The organism is Burkholderia alba (assembly GCF_034721475.1).
GTDB lineage: Bacteria > Pseudomonadota > Gammaproteobacteria > Burkholderiales > Burkholderiaceae > Burkholderia > Burkholderia alba.
The window spans coordinates 70633-87437 of sequence record NZ_JAWJWL010000012.1 but is presented as its reverse complement, the minus strand read 5'-3'; the positions used below and the strand labels follow the sequence as shown (position 1 = coordinate 87437).

General features: G+C 68.0%; 14 protein-coding genes. 5 read left to right on the top strand and 9 right to left on the bottom strand.

The features are described from left to right. Positions 1 to 97: 97 nt before the first annotated feature. The 7 genes from kdsA to RZR99_RS15530 all read right to left on the bottom strand — a co-directional run bounded on the left by kdsA (position 98) and on the right by RZR99_RS15530 (position 9249). Positions 98 to 952 (bottom strand): 3-deoxy-8-phosphooctulonate synthase, encoded by an 855-nt coding sequence (gene kdsA / locus RZR99_RS15560; RefSeq protein ID WP_323120674.1) that lies wholly within the window; start codon positions 950 to 952, stop codon positions 98 to 100. Continuing rightward, the gene (locus RZR99_RS15555) at positions 949 to 2610 is read right to left on the bottom strand and encodes a CTP synthase (RefSeq protein ID WP_323120673.1); all 1662 of its coding nucleotides are present in this window, start codon (positions 2608 to 2610) and stop codon (positions 949 to 951) included. Before RZR99_RS15555 ends, kdsA begins: the two co-directional genes overlap by 4 nt. Before the next feature lie 413 nt (positions 2611 to 3023). Next, a complete protein-coding gene (locus RZR99_RS15550; RefSeq protein WP_323120672.1) occupies positions 3024 to 3854 on the bottom strand; it encodes an alpha/beta fold hydrolase in 831 nt (276 codons plus the stop codon). After that, positions 3851 to 6403: a DNA internalization-related competence protein ComEC/Rec2 gene (locus RZR99_RS15545; protein WP_323120671.1), complete on the bottom strand. Its 2553-nt coding sequence runs from the start codon at positions 6401 to 6403 to the stop codon at positions 3851 to 3853. The genes RZR99_RS15550 and RZR99_RS15545 overlap by 4 nt, the downstream gene beginning before the upstream one ends. A 54-nt stretch (positions 6404 to 6457) precedes the next feature. Further along, positions 6458 to 7246 (bottom strand): TatD family hydrolase, encoded by a 789-nt coding sequence (locus tag RZR99_RS15540; RefSeq protein WP_323120670.1) that lies wholly within the window; start codon positions 7244 to 7246, stop codon positions 6458 to 6460. Between the two features lie 4 nt (positions 7247 to 7250). Continuing rightward, complete coding sequence (lolD, locus tag RZR99_RS15535) at positions 7251 to 7976, bottom strand: lipoprotein-releasing ABC transporter ATP-binding protein LolD (RefSeq protein WP_323120669.1); 726 nt, start codon at positions 7974 to 7976, stop codon at positions 7251 to 7253. Between the two features lie 19 nt (positions 7977 to 7995). Then, positions 7996 to 9249: a lipoprotein-releasing ABC transporter permease subunit gene (locus RZR99_RS15530; RefSeq protein WP_323120668.1), complete on the bottom strand. Its 1254-nt coding sequence runs from the start codon at positions 9247 to 9249 to the stop codon at positions 7996 to 7998. 255 nt (positions 9250 to 9504) lie between these two features. Between RZR99_RS15530 and RZR99_RS15525 the strand changes: the two genes are divergently transcribed. The 5 genes from RZR99_RS15525 to RZR99_RS15505 all read left to right on the top strand — a co-directional run bounded on the left by RZR99_RS15525 (position 9505) and on the right by RZR99_RS15505 (position 16052). After that, on the top strand, positions 9505 to 10569 hold the full coding sequence (locus RZR99_RS15525) for a regulator (protein ID WP_323120667.1): 1065 nt from the start codon (positions 9505 to 9507) through the stop codon (positions 10567 to 10569). Between the two features lie 13 nt (positions 10570 to 10582). Beyond that, entirely contained in the window at positions 10583 to 12277 is a 1695-nt protein-coding gene (gene recJ, locus RZR99_RS15520; protein WP_323120666.1) for a single-stranded-DNA-specific exonuclease RecJ, read from the top strand. Between the two features lie 92 nt (positions 12278 to 12369). Continuing rightward, positions 12370 to 13474 (top strand): peptide chain release factor 2 gene (gene prfB, locus RZR99_RS15515; RefSeq protein ID WP_323120665.1). Its coding sequence is split into 2 segments (ribosomal slippage): positions 12370 to 12450 and positions 12452 to 13474, totalling 1104 coding nucleotides; the frame shifts between segments, so codons are not numbered across the junction. 67 nt (positions 13475 to 13541) lie between these two features. Further along, complete coding sequence (gene lysS / locus RZR99_RS15510) at positions 13542 to 15068, top strand: lysine--tRNA ligase (protein WP_323120664.1); 1527 nt, start codon at positions 13542 to 13544, stop codon at positions 15066 to 15068. Positions 15069 to 15338: 270 nt separating this feature from the next. Then, positions 15339 to 16052, top strand: a complete 714-nt coding sequence (locus RZR99_RS15505) for a glycine zipper 2TM domain-containing protein (RefSeq protein WP_323120663.1) — start codon at positions 15339 to 15341, stop codon at positions 16050 to 16052. A gap of 158 nt (positions 16053 to 16210) precedes the next feature. Here RZR99_RS15505 and iscX read toward each other — a convergent pair whose 3' ends face one another. Together iscX and fdx are read right to left on the bottom strand one after the other, a co-directional pair. Continuing rightward, on the bottom strand, positions 16211 to 16420 hold the full coding sequence (gene iscX / locus RZR99_RS15500; protein WP_323120662.1) for a Fe-S cluster assembly protein IscX: 210 nt from the start codon (positions 16418 to 16420) through the stop codon (positions 16211 to 16213). Between the two features lie 42 nt (positions 16421 to 16462). Beyond that, complete coding sequence (fdx, locus tag RZR99_RS15495; RefSeq protein ID WP_323120661.1) at positions 16463 to 16804, bottom strand: ISC system 2Fe-2S type ferredoxin; 342 nt, start codon at positions 16802 to 16804, stop codon at positions 16463 to 16465. Between the last annotated feature and the right edge of the window lies 1 nt (position 16805).

Genomic DNA, 16805 nt, shown 5'->3' with positions numbered 1-16805 from the left:
TGAGGATGACGATGGATTCTGCCTTACAACCTGCGACGGCCGGCATGCGCTCGAAGGTCGCCTCTGCGACTGACCCGCGAACCGGCCGCCGAGTTCATCAATTGAAATCGTTTTCCAGGAACGGCGTGCGCTTGACCGCCTGATCGAGCGTGACGAGCACGTCGAGCAGCGCGCCCATGCGGTTGAGCGGCACCGCGTTCGGGCCGTCCGACTTCGCCTCGGCCGGGTTCGGATGGGTTTCCATGAAGAGCCCCGCGACACCCGTCGCCACGGCCGCGCGCGCGAGCACCGGCACGAATTCGCGCTGGCCGCCCGAGCTGGTGCCCTGCCCGCCCGGCAGTTGCACCGAATGGGTCGCGTCGAACACGACGGGCGCCCCCGTCTCGCGCATGATCGCGAGCGAACGCATGTCGGAGACGAGGTTGTTGTAGCCGAACGACACGCCGCGTTCGCACGCGAAGAAGCGGTCTTCGGACAGGCCGGCTTCGCGCGCGGCGGCGCGTGCCTTGTCGATCACGTTCTTCATGTCGTGCGGTGCGAGGAACTGGCCTTTCTTGATATTGACCGGCTTGCCCGAGCGTGCGCACGCATGGATGAAATCGGTCTGGCGGCACAGAAACGCGGGCGTCTGCAGCACGTCGACCACCGACGCGACCGCATCGATTTCCTCGATCGCATGCACGTCGGTCAGGACCGGCAGCCCGAGCTGACGCTTCACCTCGGACAGGATCCGCAGGCCCTCGTCCATCCCCAGCCCGCGGAACGACGTGCCGGAACTGCGATTGGCCTTGTCGTACGACGATTTGTAGATGAACGGCACGTTCAGCTTCGCGCAGATTTCCTTCAGCCGGCCCGCCGTGTCGATCGTCATCTGCTCCGATTCGACCACGCAGGTGCCGGCGATCAGGAAGAACGGCCGGTCGAGGCCGACCTCGAAATCGCCCAGTTTCATGCTTTCACTCCGGCGCGCGCCTGCTGGCTGGCCAGCGCGGCTTCGACGAACGATTTGAAGAGCGGATGACCGTCGCGCGGCGTCGACGTGAATTCCGGGTGGAACTGCACGCCGACGAACCACGGGTGCATCGTACGCGGCAATTCCATCATTTCCGGCAGGTCTTCGCTCGGGGTACGGGCGCTGATGATAAGGCCGCCCGCTTCGAGCTGGGGCACGAAACGGTTATTGACTTCATAACGGTGGCGGTGGCGCTCGTTCACATCCTTGCCGTAAATCTCTTCGGCCATCGTCCCCGGCTTGATCGGACAGCGCTGCGAACCGAGTCGCATCGTGCCGCCCAGATCCGAATCCTCGGTACGCTTCTCGACCTTGCCTTCCCGGTCGTACCACTCGGTGATCAGCGCGACCACGCGTTCCGGCGTGTTGGGGTCGAATTCGGTGCTGTTCGCGGCCTTCATGCCGACCACGTCGCGCGCGAATTCGATCACGGCGAGCTGCATGCCGAGGCAGATGCCGAGATACGGCACCTTCGACTCCCGCGCATGGCGGATCGCGGCGATCTTGCCTTCGGTGCCGCGCCGGCCGAAACCGCCCGGCACCAGCACCGCGTCGAGATGCGCAAGGCTCGCGGCGCCGTTCGTCTCGAGTTCCTCGGAATCGATGTATTCGATGTTGACCTTGGTCGACGTGTGGATCGACGCATGGCGCAGCGCCTCGATGAGCGACTTGTACGACTCGGTGAGATCGACATACTTGCCGACCATGCCGATCGTCACTTCGTGCTGCGGGTTCTCGAGCTTGTCGACGAGCGACGCCCACATGTCGAGCTGCGCCGGCCGCGGCGACAGCTTGAGTTCTTCGCAGATGATCTTGTCGAGGCCCTGGTCGTGCAGCATCTGCGGAATCTTGTAGATGCTGTCGACGTCCCACACCGAGATCACGGCATCCTCGGGCACGTTCGAGAACAGCGAAATCTTCTTCGATTCGTCGTCCGGGATCCGGCGGTCGGCGCGGCACAGCAGCACGTGCGGCAAAATGCCGATCTCGCGCAGCTTCTGCACGCTGTGCTGCGTGGGCTTGGTCTTCAGCTCGCCCGCCGTCGCGATGAACGGCACCAGCGTCAGGTGTACGAAGCAGGCGCTGTTGCGGCCGAGGCGCAGGCTCATCTGACGCGCCGCCTCGAGGAACGGCAGCGATTCGATATCGCCCACCGTGCCGCCGATCTCGACGATCGCGACATCCGGCTCGCCGCAGGTGGCGGACGCCGCCCCACGCTCGATGAACGCCTGGATTTCATTCGTGATGTGCGGAATGACCTGCACGGTCTTGCCGAGGTAATCGCCTCGGCGCTCCTTGCGGATCACCGATTCGTAGATCTGGCCCGTCGTGAAATTGTTGGCCTTGCGCATCTTCGTACTGATGAAGCGCTCGTAGTGGCCGAGATCCAGATCCGTCTCCGCGCCGTCTTCCGTCACGAATACTTCGCCGTGCTGGAACGGGCTCATCGTGCCGGGATCGACGTTGATGTACGGATCGAGCTTGAGGAGGGTGACTTTCAGACCGCGCGATTCGAGGATCGCGGCGAGGGAGGCGGCGGCAATACCCTTGCCGAGGGAAGAAACTACGCCGCCGGTGACGAAAACATATTTGGTCATCGCTGAGTGCTCGCGGGAAAAACGGATTATACCGTAAAGGCCGCGTTTCTCTCAGCAATCGATGCTCGATCGCGCCCTTTCGCCAGCCTCGCGGGCGGGGTCCGCTCACATATTGAACGGGGATGGGCCGCCCCCGGAAAAGCCGCTCTCGGTGCGCGCGACGCCGCCAATGCCGCCGCGCTGGCAAAGGGCACCGCGCGACGCGCGACCTGCCCGCCCACGGAAGGTCTTCCTGCGGACCGAGGCACCCGGAGCCCGGACCCGCGCCGAGGAGACCCGCCTGAAACCGACCACGCGACGGCGTGCTTCGCCGGCTGTTCGGCACGCCCCAACGGTGCGCCTCGCCCCCTGCCCGCGACCTGCTTAGCGCATGCGCATGTCCGTTGCAGTCATATGAACGCGCGCCTGCCCCGTCAGGCGCGCTTGATCTTCGCCCCGTGTCCTTCCGCGACCCGCAGCGCATTCAGCATGCGCTGCAGCGCGCGCGCCGTTTCCAGCGGCCGCTCCATCGGAAACAGGTGACTGCCCTCGAGCCACTCGACATGCCCCCGCGCGGCGCGGCGGGTGGCGTCGATACCGATCTGACGGACCTCGCGCGAGCGGGTGCCGGCCAGGAAGCCGACCGGCACCGGCGCACCGTGCGCGAGCCGCGCGCCGAGCGTGTGCGGCAGCGTCCGGTAAATCATGTATTCGATCTGCCGGTCAAACGCGAGCGAGCGCTCGCCGCCCGGACTGGTCTGCGGAATCCCGTGGTCGATGTAGTCGGACAGCATCCGCTCGTCCCAGCGGGCAAACGCGGCCTTGTCGCGGAAATGACGCCAGACGTCCTCGCGGCTCGCCCAATGGGTGCGTCGGTTGCGGGTGGCCGCGGCTGGCGACAGGTGCTCGTCGAGCCCGGTCCACTGGCTTGCCCGCAGCGCGCTGCTGCGCCAGCCCGAGATCACCGGCGAATCGAGCATCACGACGCCCCTCACCCACTGCGGCCGCTTGAGTGCCGCCATCAGCGACAGATAGCCGCCCAGCGAATGCCCGACGAGCCAGACCGGTCGCTCGTACACGCGACCGATATCCTCGAGCAGCTGGTCGACCAGGTAGGGCCAGTCTCGCGTCACCGGGAAGCGCCGGTCGTGGCCGATCCGTTCGATGAAGCGCAACTCGTATTCGTCGGCGAGTTCGGCGAAGATCGTCCGGTAAGTGGATGCCGGGAAGCCGTTCGCATGCGAAAAATGGATGATGTCCTTCAAGCGCCGCTGTCTCCTGTCGTCGGGCCGCCGGCTGCGCCACCGTCCATCCAGTAGCGCCGGTGCGCGTCGCGATAGCGTTCCAGCACGAAGGCCGGCCGTGCCGTCGCGCGATCCGTCGTTGCGACGCCGTTCACGTCGATGCGTACGGCACCATCGCGGTCGGTGCGCGGCAACGCGATGCCGCGCCCGAGGTAGCGCGCCCAGACAGTCGGATGGGGATGCCGGAAGCGATTTCTATAGCCTACCTGAAATACCGCAAAACGCGGTTCCACGGAATCGAGGAAAAGTTCGGTCGACGACGTCCGGCTGCCGTGATGGGGCACCACCAGCACTTGCGCCGCGAGCGTCTCTCGATTCCGCGCGACGAGGGTCCGCTCGCCGCGCGCGTCGATGTCGCCGGTCAGGAGCGCCGCATGTCCGCCCGCCGAGACGCGCAGCACGCACGACTGCGGATTCGACGCGCCCGGCCTCGGCCCGCCTTCCGGCCACAGCATCGCGAAGTCGATACCGTCCCAGCGCCAGCGCTGGCCGGCCGCGCAAGGCGTGGGCTCCGCGCCGGCCGCGCGCGCCGTCCGCCACAAACGATGCGACGGCGGCAGTCCGCCGACCAGTTGCCGGACCGGCAGCCCCGCCAGCACCGCAGGCGCTCCGCCGGCGTGATCGGCATCCGCGTGACTCACGACCAGCGCGTCCAGCACCGGAATGCCGCGCGCCCGCAGGAACGGCACGACGATCCGTTCGCCCGCATGCGTCGACTCGGGCCCCGGGCCGGCGTCGAACAACAGCGTGTGCCGAGCCGTCTCGACCAGCACCGCGCCGCCTTGTCCGACATCGAGCGCGGTCAGCCGGAACGCGCCGGGCAGCGGCGCCGTCGACGCGGGCACGAGCAACGGCAGCCACGCGAGCGGCGCCGCCCAGCGCAACGGCCAGCCGCGCGGCAACAATGCCCACAGGGCGCCGGCGACCGCGGCGGCAAGCGCGAACCCGCCCGGCTCGGGCAGCCACAAGAGCGCACGAGGCGACTCGGCCAGCCACGCGCACAGCTGCATCATGCCGCTCACCAGTGCGTGCGCGAAACGGTACGCGAGCGCATCGAGCGGCGCGGGCAGCACGATGCCGGCGAGCACCGGCGGCACCACGAGCACGCTGACCCATGGAATGGCAAATGCGTTCGCCACCGGCCCCAGCAGCGGAATCTGCGAGAACCAGACGACCGTCAGCGGCGCGAGCGCGATCGTCACCGCATATTGAACGCGCGCCGCTTCGCGTACTCGTCGGGAGACTCCGCGCGCGGCGCGCCCCGCAACACGCCGGAAGCCGGCCCAACGGGAAAGCGGGGCATCGGCTTCGTCGCGAAGCGAATCGGTGTCGCGCCAGCCGCCGCCGAAACGCCCCGACACGACGAACAGGATTGCCGCGACCGCGCCGAACGACAGCCAGAATCCGGGCGCCACGGCCGCCCACGGATCGACCAGCAGCACGCAAAGCAGCGCCCAGGCGAGTACCGACGACGGCGCGATGCCGCGTCCGCCCAGATACGCGACGCTGGCGACAGCCAGCATCCACCAGGCGCGCTGCGCCGGTACGTTAAAGCCGGCCAGCGCCGCATAGCCGGCGGCGCCGAGCAGCCCGCCGAGCGCTGCAACCTTCTGCGCGGACACCACGAGCGGCCAGTTGCGTCCCAGCCAGCCGGAACGTCGCCAGACGCTCGCGACGAGCCACCCGCACAAGCTGCCGACGATACCCACGTGGAGTCCGGAGATCGCCACCAGATGGCTGGTGCCGGTGTGCCGCAGCACCTGCCAATCCGACACGCTGATATCGTGCTGCGCGCCGATCGCCAGCGCGGCGACGATACCGCGATGCGGTGCGCCATCCAGCACCTCGCCGATCCGGCCGCCTAGCGCGGCGCGGCGCCGGTCGATCGCGCCCCCCGGACCGCCCGCGACAGCCGGCAGACGCCGAGCCTCCTGCGGCGCCGTCACGTAGCCCAGCGCCCGGATATCGCGCGCCAGCCAGCCCGCTTCCGCGTCGCGCACGCCGGCATTCGCATTGCCGTGCGGCCGCTTGAGCCGCACGGTCAAACGCCAGCGGTCGCCGGGCGCGAGTGCGGGCGGCGCATGTGCGGCGCCGCGCGCAACCCACGCGAGCCGCAGCGTGCCCGGAAATCGCGCCAGCTCCGTACTATTCGCCGTGACGTCGAACAGGAACCGCACGCCGTCCGGCTGACGCGACGGTATGCCGCGCACGGTGCCGGTCACGACGATGTCGCGCCCTTCCCAGCGCGTCGGCAATTCGACGTTCAGGCGGGCTTGCGCTCGCCCCGCCGCATAGCCGAATCCGGCCAGCCCCGCCGCGACGAGCAGCGCCGTGTGCGCGGCCGTGCACCGGATCGCACTCGATGTCTGCCCCGCGCGCACCCGCATCGCACCCGCCGCCAGCACGGCGAACAGCGCGGCGCCGGCCACCCACGCCGCCGCCCCCGGCAATGCCGACTGTTGCTGCAACGTGAAAACCCCGAGCGCGAACGCGCCCGATATCGCCCGCATCGCGCCTCCCGTTCACGGGCTCCGCGGCGGCGGGTGCCCGAATCACGCGATCGATTATGCGGACGAAAGGGCGAGCCGAGGCAGCGCGGCGAGCGCGTTGGCCGAAGTGGATAGAGCGAGCGCGTCGGCGCCGATGCCGCGCAGTTCGGCAAGTGCCGCGCCGATGCCGGGCACCTGGTCCGGCGTATTGCGGCCTTTGTAGCGCCACTCGGGCGCGATGTCGGGCGCGTCCGTCTCGACGACGAGCGCATCGAGCGGCAATTGCGCCGCCAGCCGCCGGATCTGCAGCGCGCGGCCGAACGTCACGTTGCCGCCGAAGCCGAGATGCAGGCCCTGCGCGAGATAGGCTTGCGCCTGCTGAAAGCTGCCGTTGAACGCATGCGCGATGCCGCGCCGCACGTTGAAGCGCCGCAGCCCCGCCAGCACGCGATCCTGCGATTTGCGCACATGGCAAAGCACGGGCAGATCGAAATCGCGCGCAAGCTTCAGCTGGGCCTGATAGAAGAATTGCTGCCGGGCCTCGTCAAGGCCCGGCACGAAATAGTCGAGGCCGATCTCGCCGATCGCGACGAAACGGGGGTCGTCGAGACTCGCCTCGATCTCCATGCGCAGCAGATCGAGATCCGCCTCGTTCGCGCGCGGGGTGCACATCGGATGGATGCCCAATGCGTAGGCACAGCCGCCGGTGCGATGCGCCAGTTCGCGCACCACGGCGAAATTGCCGCGCCCGACGCTCGGGATCACGATGCGCGACACGCCTGCCGCCCGGGCCTCCGCCGCCACGACGTCGCGATCGGCGTCGAACTCCGTGGCATCGAGATGGCAGTGCGTGTCGATCCACATCGCGTCAGACCGGCACGACCGGCTCCTCGTGCAGCACGCCGTCGCGCAGGCGCAGGATGCGGTCGCAGCGCGCGGCGAGATCCGGATCGTGCGTGACGATCACGAAGCTCGTGTCGAGCGTCTCCGACAGCTCGAGCATCAGGTTGAACACCGTGTCGGCGGTTGAGCCGTCGAGGTTGCCGGTCGGCTCGTCGGCCAGCACGCAGGCCGGCTTCGTGACAAGCGCGCGCGCCACCGCGACGCGCTGGCGCTCGCCGCCCGACAGCTCGCCCGGACGATGTTTCGCCCGCCCGCCGAGACCGACGCGCTCCAGCATCTCCTGCGCGTGATGCCGCGATTCCTCGGTGGTCAGGCGTCGGATCCGCAGCGGCATCGCGACGTTGTCGAGCGCGGTGAATTCGGCCAGCAGGTGATGAAACTGATAGACGAATCCGAGCGCGCGATTGCGCAGGTCGTTGCGCTCGCGTTCGGCGAGCTGCGTGAATGGCTTGCCGAGCAGCGACACCTGCCCCGCGCTCGGCTCGTCGAGGCCGCCCAGCACATGCAGCAGCGTGCTCTTGCCCGAGCCGGACGCGCCGACGATCGCGAGCTTCTCGCCGCGCCGGACCGACACTTCCGCATTGTTCAGCACCGATACGTCGAGGCCGCCCTGCACGAACGCCTTCGTGATGCCGCGCGCTTCGAGCACGTAGTCGTGCCCGCCCGCGCGGCGCGGTTTGTTTTGATCCATCGTGTATTCCAGAACCTGATCATTCATAACGCAGCGCCTCCGCCGGGCGAACCTTCGCACCGCGCCAGCTCGGATAGAGGGTGGCCAGCGCCGACAGCGCGAACGCGATCAGACCGATCTTGACCACGTCGGCCGCCACCAGCTCGGACGGCAGTTCGCTGATGAAGTACACGGACGGCGGCAGGAACTGCACACCGAACGCATGCTCGATCATCGGGATCAGCCACGGGATGCTCCATGCGATCAGGCAGCCGAGCGCGACGCCCGTGGCGGTGCCGACGAAGCCGATCGTCACGCCCTGCACGACGAAGATCTTCATGATCGAACCGGGCTGCGCGCCGAGCGTGCGCAGGATCGCGATGTCGGCCTGCTTGTTGGTCACGGTCATCACGAGCGACGACACCAGATTGAAGGCCGCCACCGCGATGATCAGCGTGAGGATGATGAACATCATCCGCTTCTCGATCTGCACCGCCGAGAACCACGTCTTGTTCTGCTGGGTCCAGTCGCGGATATACAGGTCGCCCGACAGCGAGCGCGACAGCTCGCGCGCCACCTGCGGCGCCTGCTGCATGTCCTTCAGCCGCAGCCGCACGCCGGTCGGCGCGGGCAGCCGGAACAGCACCTGCGCATCCTGGATGTCGATCATCGCGAGGGTGCTGTCGAACTCGTAGTGGCCGGACTCGAAGATCCCCACCACCGTAAACTGCTTGAGGCGCGGCATCATGCCCGCCGGCGTAATCGTGCCCTCCGGCGCGACCAGCGTGATCTTGTCGCCGACCGTCACGCCGAGATTGCCCGCGAGCGCATCACCCAGCACGATGCCGAACTGGCCCGGCACCAGTGCGCCGAGCGAACCCGCCTTCATGTCCTTGCCGACATCCGACACCTGCGGTTCGAGCGACGGCTCGATCCCCCGCAGCATCACGCCGCTCACCGCGTCCTGGCGCGTCAGCAGCGCCTGCGCCTCGACGTACGGCGCGGTGCCGATCACCGCCGGATTGAGCCGCGCTTCCTTCGCGGTCAGTTGCCAGTCGGGCATCGAGCCCGTCGGCGAAAACACCTCGACGTGCGCGAGCACCGACAGCATCCGGTCGCGCACCTCCTTCTGGAAGCCGTTCATCACCGACAGCACGACGATGAGGGCCGCGACGCCGAGCGCGATCCCGAGCATCGACACGAGCGCGATGAAGGAAATGAAACCGTTGCCGGTCGTGCGTTTGCCGGCGCGCGTATAGCGCCAGCCGATCTGCCATTCGTACGGAAGTTTCAAGCGAATCCTTTCTTGCTGGTTGCACCGGATGCGGCCGCCGCCAGCGGGCGGTCCGACCGCCGGATGCGGTCCGGGCGGACCGGACCGCTCCCGATCACGCGCGAAGTGTGCCACACAATACTTAACCGACCCTGAAAGCGTGCCGGATCGCCGAGGCGCAACCGCGACCGGCCGGCCCGCGGCGGAACGACGTCCGATTCTACCAACCGCGCGTTCGCGGCGAGCCCCCCGCTTTGCCCTACAATGCGCACCATCATGCCTGTCCAACGCCTCCATTTTCTGCTGCCCTTCGCGCTGCCGTCGGCCGCCGACGCCGCGCTGTCCCGCCTTCCGCCCGACTGCCCCGCGCTCGACAGACTGCTCGCCCGCGCAAGCCTCGTCGAACGCACCGCCGGCGAGGATTTCCAGCGCACGCTGCCGCACGAGCGCTGGCTCGCCCGGCAGTTCGGCGCGATCGCCGGCGACGCGCTCGACGACGCGCCGCTCGCGCCGTACATGCTGGCCGCGGACGGCGGCGCGCCCGGCGACGCCGTGTGGGCCTGCGTACAGCCGGTTCACGTGCAGATCGCCCGCGACCATCTGGTGCTGATCGACCCCGCGTCGCTCGACCTGTCCGACGACGAGGCCGCCACGCTGCTGGCCGTCGCGCGGCCGCTGATCGAGGAACTGGGGGTCGCGCTGCAGGCGCCGCACCCCGCGCGCTGGTACCTGTCGAGTCCGCAGTTGAGCACGCTCGCGGGCGCCGCGCCGCTGCGCGCGAGCGGCCGCAATATCGAGATCTGGCTGCCGCACGAGGCCCGGACGGGCGAACGCTCGCGGCTGTGGATGAAGCTGCAGAACGAAATCCAGATGGCCTGGTTCGAGCACCCGGTCAACACCGCGCGCGAGGCACGCGGCTACCCCGCGGTCAATTCGATCTGGTTTCATGCGCAAGGCGCATTCCGGCCGGTCACAAGTCCGTTCGCTCGGGTGCTGTCGACCGCGCCCGCCGCGCTCGGACTCGCGCGCGCCGCGCGAACCGCCGCCGGCGCACCGCCCGCCGGGTTCGACGCGCGGCTCGCCGCGGCGGGTACCACCCTGATCGAGCTCGACCCGCTGACCCTCCCGTTCCTCGAACAGGACTGGGGCAACTGGAGCGCGGCGCTGACCGCGCTCGAGCGCGACTGGTTCGCCCCCGCGTTGCAGGCGCTCGCCGGCGGCCGGCTCGGCGAACTCGCGTTCACGCTGTGCGGCGATACCGGCTCCGTCACGCTGGCCGTCAACCGTGGCGACCTGCGCAAATTCTGGCGCCGCCGTACGCTCGCCTCCCTGTTCGAATAACACTCCGTCACGCATGACCCGCATCGTCCACCGCTCCGCCTCCCCCACCGACGCCGCCGCGCTCGCCCGCCACGGCCTTCACCCGGTGCTGGCCCGCCTGTACGCGGCGCGCGGCATCACGTCGCCCGACGACGTCGAAACCGCGCTCGCGCGGCTGATCCCGCCCGCGCAGCTGAAGGGCTGCGGCGACGCCGCCGCCCTGCTCGCCGACACCCTCGCGGCGGGCCGCCGGATGCTGGTCGTCGCCGACTACGACTGCGACGGCGCGACCGCCTGCGCGGTCGCCGTGCGCGGCCTGCGGATGTTCGGCGCGCAGATCGACTATCTGGTGCCGAACCGCTTCGAATACGGCTACGGGCTCACGCCCGAGATCGTCGCGCTGGCCGCCGAACGCAAGCCCGACCTGCTGATCACCGTCGACAACGGCATCGCCAGCGTCGACGGCGTCGCCGCCGCAAACGCGCGCGGCATCGACGTGCTGGTGACCGACCACCACCTGCCGGGCGACGCGCTGCCCGCCGCCCGCGCGATCGTCAACCCGAACCAGCCCGGCTGCGGATTTCCGAGCAAGCACATCGCCGGGGTCGGCGTGATGTTCTACGTGCTGCTCGCGCTGCGCGCCGAACTGCGGCAGCGCGGCGCCTTCGACGCGGCGCGGCCCGAGCCCCGGCTCGACGGCCTGCTCGATCTGGTCGCGCTCGGCACGGTCGCCGACGTCGTGCGGCTCGACGGCAACAACCGCGTGCTCGTCGCGCAAGGCCTGCAGCGGATCCGCAACGGCCGCATGCAGCCCGGCATCGCCGCGCTGTTCCGCGCCGCGGCCCGCGACGCGCGCGCCGCCTCGGGCTTCGATCTGGGCTTCGGCCTCGGTCCGCGCCTGAACGCGGCGGGCCGCCTGTCGGACATGTCCCTCGGCATCGAGTGCCTGACCACCGACGACGTCGGCCGCGCATGGGCGCTCGCGCAGGAGCTCGACACGATGAACCGCGAACGCCGCGAAATCGAGGCCGGCATGCAGCAGCAGGCGCTCGCCGATCTCGCGTCGGTCGATCCCGCCGAAGCGGCGACGATCACGCTGTTCAATCCCGACTGGCACCAGGGCGTGATCGGCATCGTCGCCGGCCGCCTGAAGGAAAAATTCCACCGCCCGGCCTTCACGTTCGCGCACGCGGACGACAGCGGCACGCGCGTGAAAGGCTCCGGCCGCTCGATTCCCGGTTTCCATCTGCGCGACGCGATCGACCTGATCTCGAAGCGCGAGCCGGACCTGATCGTCACGTTCGGCGGCCACGCGATGGCGGCGGGCATGACGCTCGACACCGCCAACGTCCCGCGCTTCGCCGCCGCGTTCGAGGCGGTCGCGCGCGAATGGCTGTCCGCCGACGCGCTCGCCCGCGTGATCGAGACCGACGGCGACCTGGAGGATGCCTACTTCACGCCGCAATTCGTCGAACTGCTCGACGCGGCGGTCTGGGGCCAGGGCTTTCCGGCCCCGCTTTTCTCCGGTGAATTCGAGGTCGCGTCGCAGGCGCTCGTCAAGGACAAGCACCTGAAGCTGCAGCTGCTGCGCGGCCGCCAGCGCTTCAACGCGATCTGGTTCAACCACACCGAGCCGCTGCCCGCGCACGCGACGGTTGCCTACCGGCTGACCCGCGACGTCTGGAACGGCGTCGCGCGCGTGCAGCTGATCGTCGAGCACGCCGCCTGAGCGCCCGCGGCCGGACGGCTTTCCCGCCCGGCCGCCGCTCCCGATCGGCTATAATTTCCTCTTTTTACGAAGCCGGAAAAGCGAACAAGATCATGGAAGCGGAACGTCTCAACGCGATCGAAAGCTCCCTGCTCGACCTGCGCCAGCGCGCGGGCGAGCTTCGGGGGTATCTTTGACTACGACGTCAAGGCTGCACGTCTAGTCGAAGTCAACAAGGAACTCGAAGATCCGAACGTCTGGAGCGACTCGAAGAACGCCCAGGCGCTCGGTCGCGAAAAGAAGCTGCTGGACGGCGTCGTCGCGACGCTGACCGTGCTGGATAACGATCTGCGCGACGCGCAGGATCTCTTCGAGCTCGCCCGCGAAGAAAACGACGAAGACACCCTCGTCGCGAGCGAAGGCGAAGCGGCCGCGCTGGAACAGCGCGTCGGCGACATCGAATTCCGCCGGATGTTCTCGAATCCCGCCGATCCGAACAACTGCTTCATCGATATCCAGGCGGGCGCCGGCGGCACGGAAGCGTGCGACTGGGCGTCGATGCTGCTGCGCCAGTACCTGCGCTACTGCGAGCGCAAGGGCTTCAAGGCCGAGGTGCTCGAAGAGTCCGACGGCGACGTCGCCGGCATCAAGAACGCGACGATCAAGGTCACGGGCGAATACGCCTACGGCTTCCTGCGCACCGAGACCGGCATTCACCGCCTCGTGCGCAAATCGCCGTTCGACTCGTCGGGCGGCCGCCACACGTCGTTCTCGTCGGTGTTCGTCTATCCGGAAATCGACGATTCGATCGAGGTCGAGGTGAACCCGGCCGACCTGCGCATCGACACCTACCGCGCTTCGGGCGCGGGCGGCCAGCACATCAACAAGACCGATTCGGCGGTGCGGATCACCCACATGCCGACGGGTATCGTCGTGCAGTGCCAGAACGACCGCTCGCAGCACCGCAACCGCGCGGAAGCGATGGCGATGCTGAAATCGCGCCTGTTCGAAGCCGAAATGCGCAAGCGCCAGGCCGAGCAGGACAAGCTCGAGTCGAGCAAGACCGACGTGGGCTGGGGTCACCAGATCCGCTCGTACGTGCTCGACCAGAGCCGCGTGAAGGATCTGCGCACGAACGTCGAAATGAGCAATACGAAGGCCGTGCTCGACGGCGATCTCGACGATTTCATCAGCGCGAGCCTGAAACAGGGCGTGTAACCGCCCCCGGCGCGGCATCGCCGCGCCGCCGCTACGCCCGACGCATTACCACCGAACTCCGACCACCATGACCGAACCCACCCAACCGCAGGCCGCTCCGTCGGCGGACGAAAACCAGATCATCGCCGAACGCCGCGACAAGCTGCGCGCGCTGCGCGAGCAAGGCATCGCCTACCCGAACGACTTCCAGCCCACCCACCATGCGGCCGACCTGCAGTCGGCGCATGCCGACGCAGACAAGGAAGCGCTCGAGGCGAAAGCGCTGGCGGTGTCGCTTGCCGGGCGGATGATGCTCAAGCGCGTGATGGGCAAGGCGAGCTTCGCGACGGTCCAGGACGGGTCGGGCCAGATCCAGTTCTTCGTCACGCCCGCCGACGTCGGCGCGGACACCTACGAAGCGTTCAAGAAATGGGATCTGGGCGACATCGTGGCGGCCCGCGGCGTGCTGTTCCGCACCAACAAGGGCGAGCTGTCGGTCAAGTGCACCGAACTGCGCCTGCTGGCGAAGGCGCTACGCCCGCTGCCGGACAAGTTCCACGGCCTCGCCGATCAGGAAACCCGCTACCGCCAGCGCTACGTCGACCTGATCGTCACGCCCGAGACCCGCAACACGTTCCGTGCGCGCACGAAGGCGATCGCGTCGATCCGCACGTTCATGGGCGACGCCGACTTCATGGAAGTCGAGACCCCGATGCTGCACCCGATCCCGGGCGGCGCGAGCGCGAAACCGTTCGTCACGCACCACAATGCGCTCGACATGCAAATGTTCCTGCGCATCGCACCCGAGCTGTACCTGAAGCGTCTGGTCGTCGGCGGCTTCGAGCGGGTGTTCGAGATCAATCGGAATTTCCGCAACGAGGGCGTGTCGCCGCGCCACAATCCGGAGTTCACGATGATGGAGTTCTATGCGGCGTACACCGACTACCGCTGGCTGATGGACTTCACCGAGCAGCTGATCCGCCAGGCCGCGATCGACTCGCTCGGCACCGCGACGATCCAGTACCAGGGCCGTGAACTGGATCTCGCGAAACCGTTCCATCGCCTGACGATCGCGCAGGCGATCCAGAAGTACGCGCCCGACTACACCGACACGCAACTCGCCGATCCGGCCTACCTGCGCACCGAATTGAAGCGGCTCGGCGTCGACGTGGCGCAACCGGCATTCCTGAACGCCGGCGTGGGCGCGCTGCAGCTCGCGCTGTTCGAGGAAACCGCCGAAGCCCAGCTGTGGGAGCCCACCTACATCATCGACTATCCGGTCGAGGTGTCGCCGCTCGCGCGCGCATCGGACACCACGCCGGGCATCACCGAGCGCTTCGAGCTCTTCATGACGGGCCGCGAAATCGCCAACGGCTTCTCGGAGTTGAACGATCCGGAAGATCAGGCCGCCCGCTTCAAGAAGCAGGTCGAGCAGAAGGATGCCGGCGACGAGGAAGCGATGTTCTTCGACGCCGACTACATCCGCGCGCTCGAGTACGGGATGCCTCCGACCGGCGGCTGCGGGATCGGCATCGACCGCCTCGTGATGCTGTTGACCGACAGCCCGACGATCCGCGACGTGCTGCTGTTCCCGCACCTGCGCCGCGAAGACTGACGCATCCGGGCACGCTGCGCGCCGTGCAACGCGGCGCGCAGCCCGAAAGCTTTGTAACCGACCGTAAATCCCGCCTGGCGCGACGCGCCGCTTCCCTATCCCACCCCGTTTGTCCGCCTTGCCGGATCGGCTTGCGCATGCCCGGCCGCGTCGCGAACGGGGCTACCGCGCAACCAATTGGTTACAACTTGAAACCCTCGGGCACGGGGGTTTGATCGACACTAGCCGCACAAAATAACGCACGCGTCGCGTGCGCCAGGAGAGTCAAAAATGGACGACCAAAACACCACACCGAAACGCCAGCGCCTTCATCCGCTCATCGCCACCGCGGCGGGTGCCGTGATCGTCGCGAGCCTTGCCGCGACGGCCGCCGTCACCGGACTGTTCCCGAAAGCGAACGGTACCGACGCTCAGCCCCCCCAGACGCTGGCTTCGCAGCCCGCTGTCGATACGGCCGCGGCCGCCAGCGCCGCGCTCGCGGCACAGGCTCAGCAACAGGCGGCGCAACAACAGCAGCAACAGCTTCAGCAGCAGCAAGCCGCCGCGCAGCCGGCGCCGAAGCCCGCGCCCAAGGTGGTCCACCGCCGGCCGGCCGCGCCGCCGCAACCGCCGCAGTACACGCAGCAGCCGTACCAGCCGCAGCAGGCGTACTGCCAGAGCTGCGGCACCGTCGTCGCGATCGATCCGATCCGTACGGCCGGCCAGAGCACCGGCCTCGGTGCGATCGGCGGCGCGGCCGCAGGCGGCTTCCTCGGCAACCAGTTCGGCCACGGCAACGGCCGTGCCGCGATGACGGTCCTCGGCGCGCTGGGCGGCGGCCTTGCCGGCAACTCGGTCGAAAAGCAGGTCCGTAGCGAAACGGATTATCAAGTGCGCGTGCAGATGGAAAACGGTTCGACCCGCACGTTCACGTATCGCAGCGCGCCGCCGTTCGGCCAGGGACAGCGTGTGCGGATCGAGAACGGCTCGCTCGTCGCTGCCTGACATTCTGGGGGACGGGGGCGATACCACGCATAGCGCACCCGTCATCCGGCGCCCGCAAAAAAACGGCTCGTGATCGCTCACGAGCCGTTTTGCATGGAGGCCGGCGCATCGCGCCGGCGCCGGCACCGCCCTCGCCGTTCGTCAATCCTCGCCGTTCGTCAATCCTCGTCGTCGAAATCCGACTCGTCGATCCAGTGCAACTGGATCGCCTCGAGGATCTTTTCACCCGAATGATTCGGGTCGTCGCTGAAGCCGTCGAGATCGAGCACCCACTGACGCAGTTCGGTGAAGCGGATCGTCTTCGGATCGATATCCGGGTACTTGTCCGCCAGCGCAATCGCAATCTCGCGTGAATCGGTCCATTTCATCGTCGCGCTCCTGTTGCTTTCCGTTGCCGATCCGGCCCGCGGTCAGTGATTCTCTTTCGCGTGGTTGATCGAGTACTTCGGAATCTCCACCACCAGTTCCGAATCTTCCTTGACGATCGCCTGGCACGACAGGCGCGAGGTCGGCTCGAGGCCCCACGCGCGATCCAGCAGATCGTCCTCGTCCTCTTCCGACGGATCGAGTTCGTTGAATCCTTCTCGCACGATCACGTGACACGTCGTGCATGCGCACGATTTCTCGCATGCATGCTCGATTTCAATGCCGTTGTCGAGCAGGTTGTCGCAGATGCTCTTGCCAGGCGTCGCATCGATCACCGCGCCGTCCGGGCACAGTTCGACGTGAGGCAACACTACGATTTGAGGCATG

What these genes read in the sequence shown, in the direction of transcription:
- recJ (WP_323120666.1), top strand. Translation starts at nt 10,583, where the DNA reads ATGACCCGCATCGTCCACCGCTCCGCCTCCCCCACCGACGCCGCCGCG.
- fdx (WP_323120661.1), bottom strand. Translation starts at nt 16,804, where the DNA reads ATGCCTCAAATCGTAGTGTTGCCTCACGTCGAACTGTGCCCGGACGGC.
- kdsA (WP_323120674.1), bottom strand. Translation starts at nt 952, where the DNA reads ATGAAACTGGGCGATTTCGAGGTCGGCCTCGACCGGCCGTTCTTCCTG.
- lolD (WP_323120669.1), bottom strand. Translation starts at nt 7,976, where the DNA reads ATGGATCAAAACAAACCGCGCCGCGCGGGCGGGCACGACTACGTGCTC.
- RZR99_RS15540 (WP_323120670.1), bottom strand. Translation starts at nt 7,246, where the DNA reads ATGTGGATCGACACGCACTGCCATCTCGATGCCACGGAGTTCGACGCC.
- lysS (WP_323120664.1), top strand. Translation starts at nt 13,542, where the DNA reads ATGACCGAACCCACCCAACCGCAGGCCGCTCCGTCGGCGGACGAAAAC.
- iscX (WP_323120662.1), bottom strand. Translation starts at nt 16,420, where the DNA reads ATGAAATGGACCGATTCACGCGAGATTGCGATTGCGCTGGCGGACAAG.
- RZR99_RS15555 (WP_323120673.1), bottom strand. Translation starts at nt 2,610, where the DNA reads ATGACCAAATATGTTTTCGTCACCGGCGGCGTAGTTTCTTCCCTCGGC.
- RZR99_RS15525 (WP_323120667.1), top strand. Translation starts at nt 9,505, where the DNA reads ATGCCTGTCCAACGCCTCCATTTTCTGCTGCCCTTCGCGCTGCCGTCG.
- RZR99_RS15505 (WP_323120663.1), top strand. Translation starts at nt 15,339, where the DNA reads ATGGACGACCAAAACACCACACCGAAACGCCAGCGCCTTCATCCGCTC.
- RZR99_RS15545 (WP_323120671.1), bottom strand. Translation starts at nt 6,403, where the DNA reads ATGCGGGCGATATCGGGCGCGTTCGCGCTCGGGGTTTTCACGTTGCAG.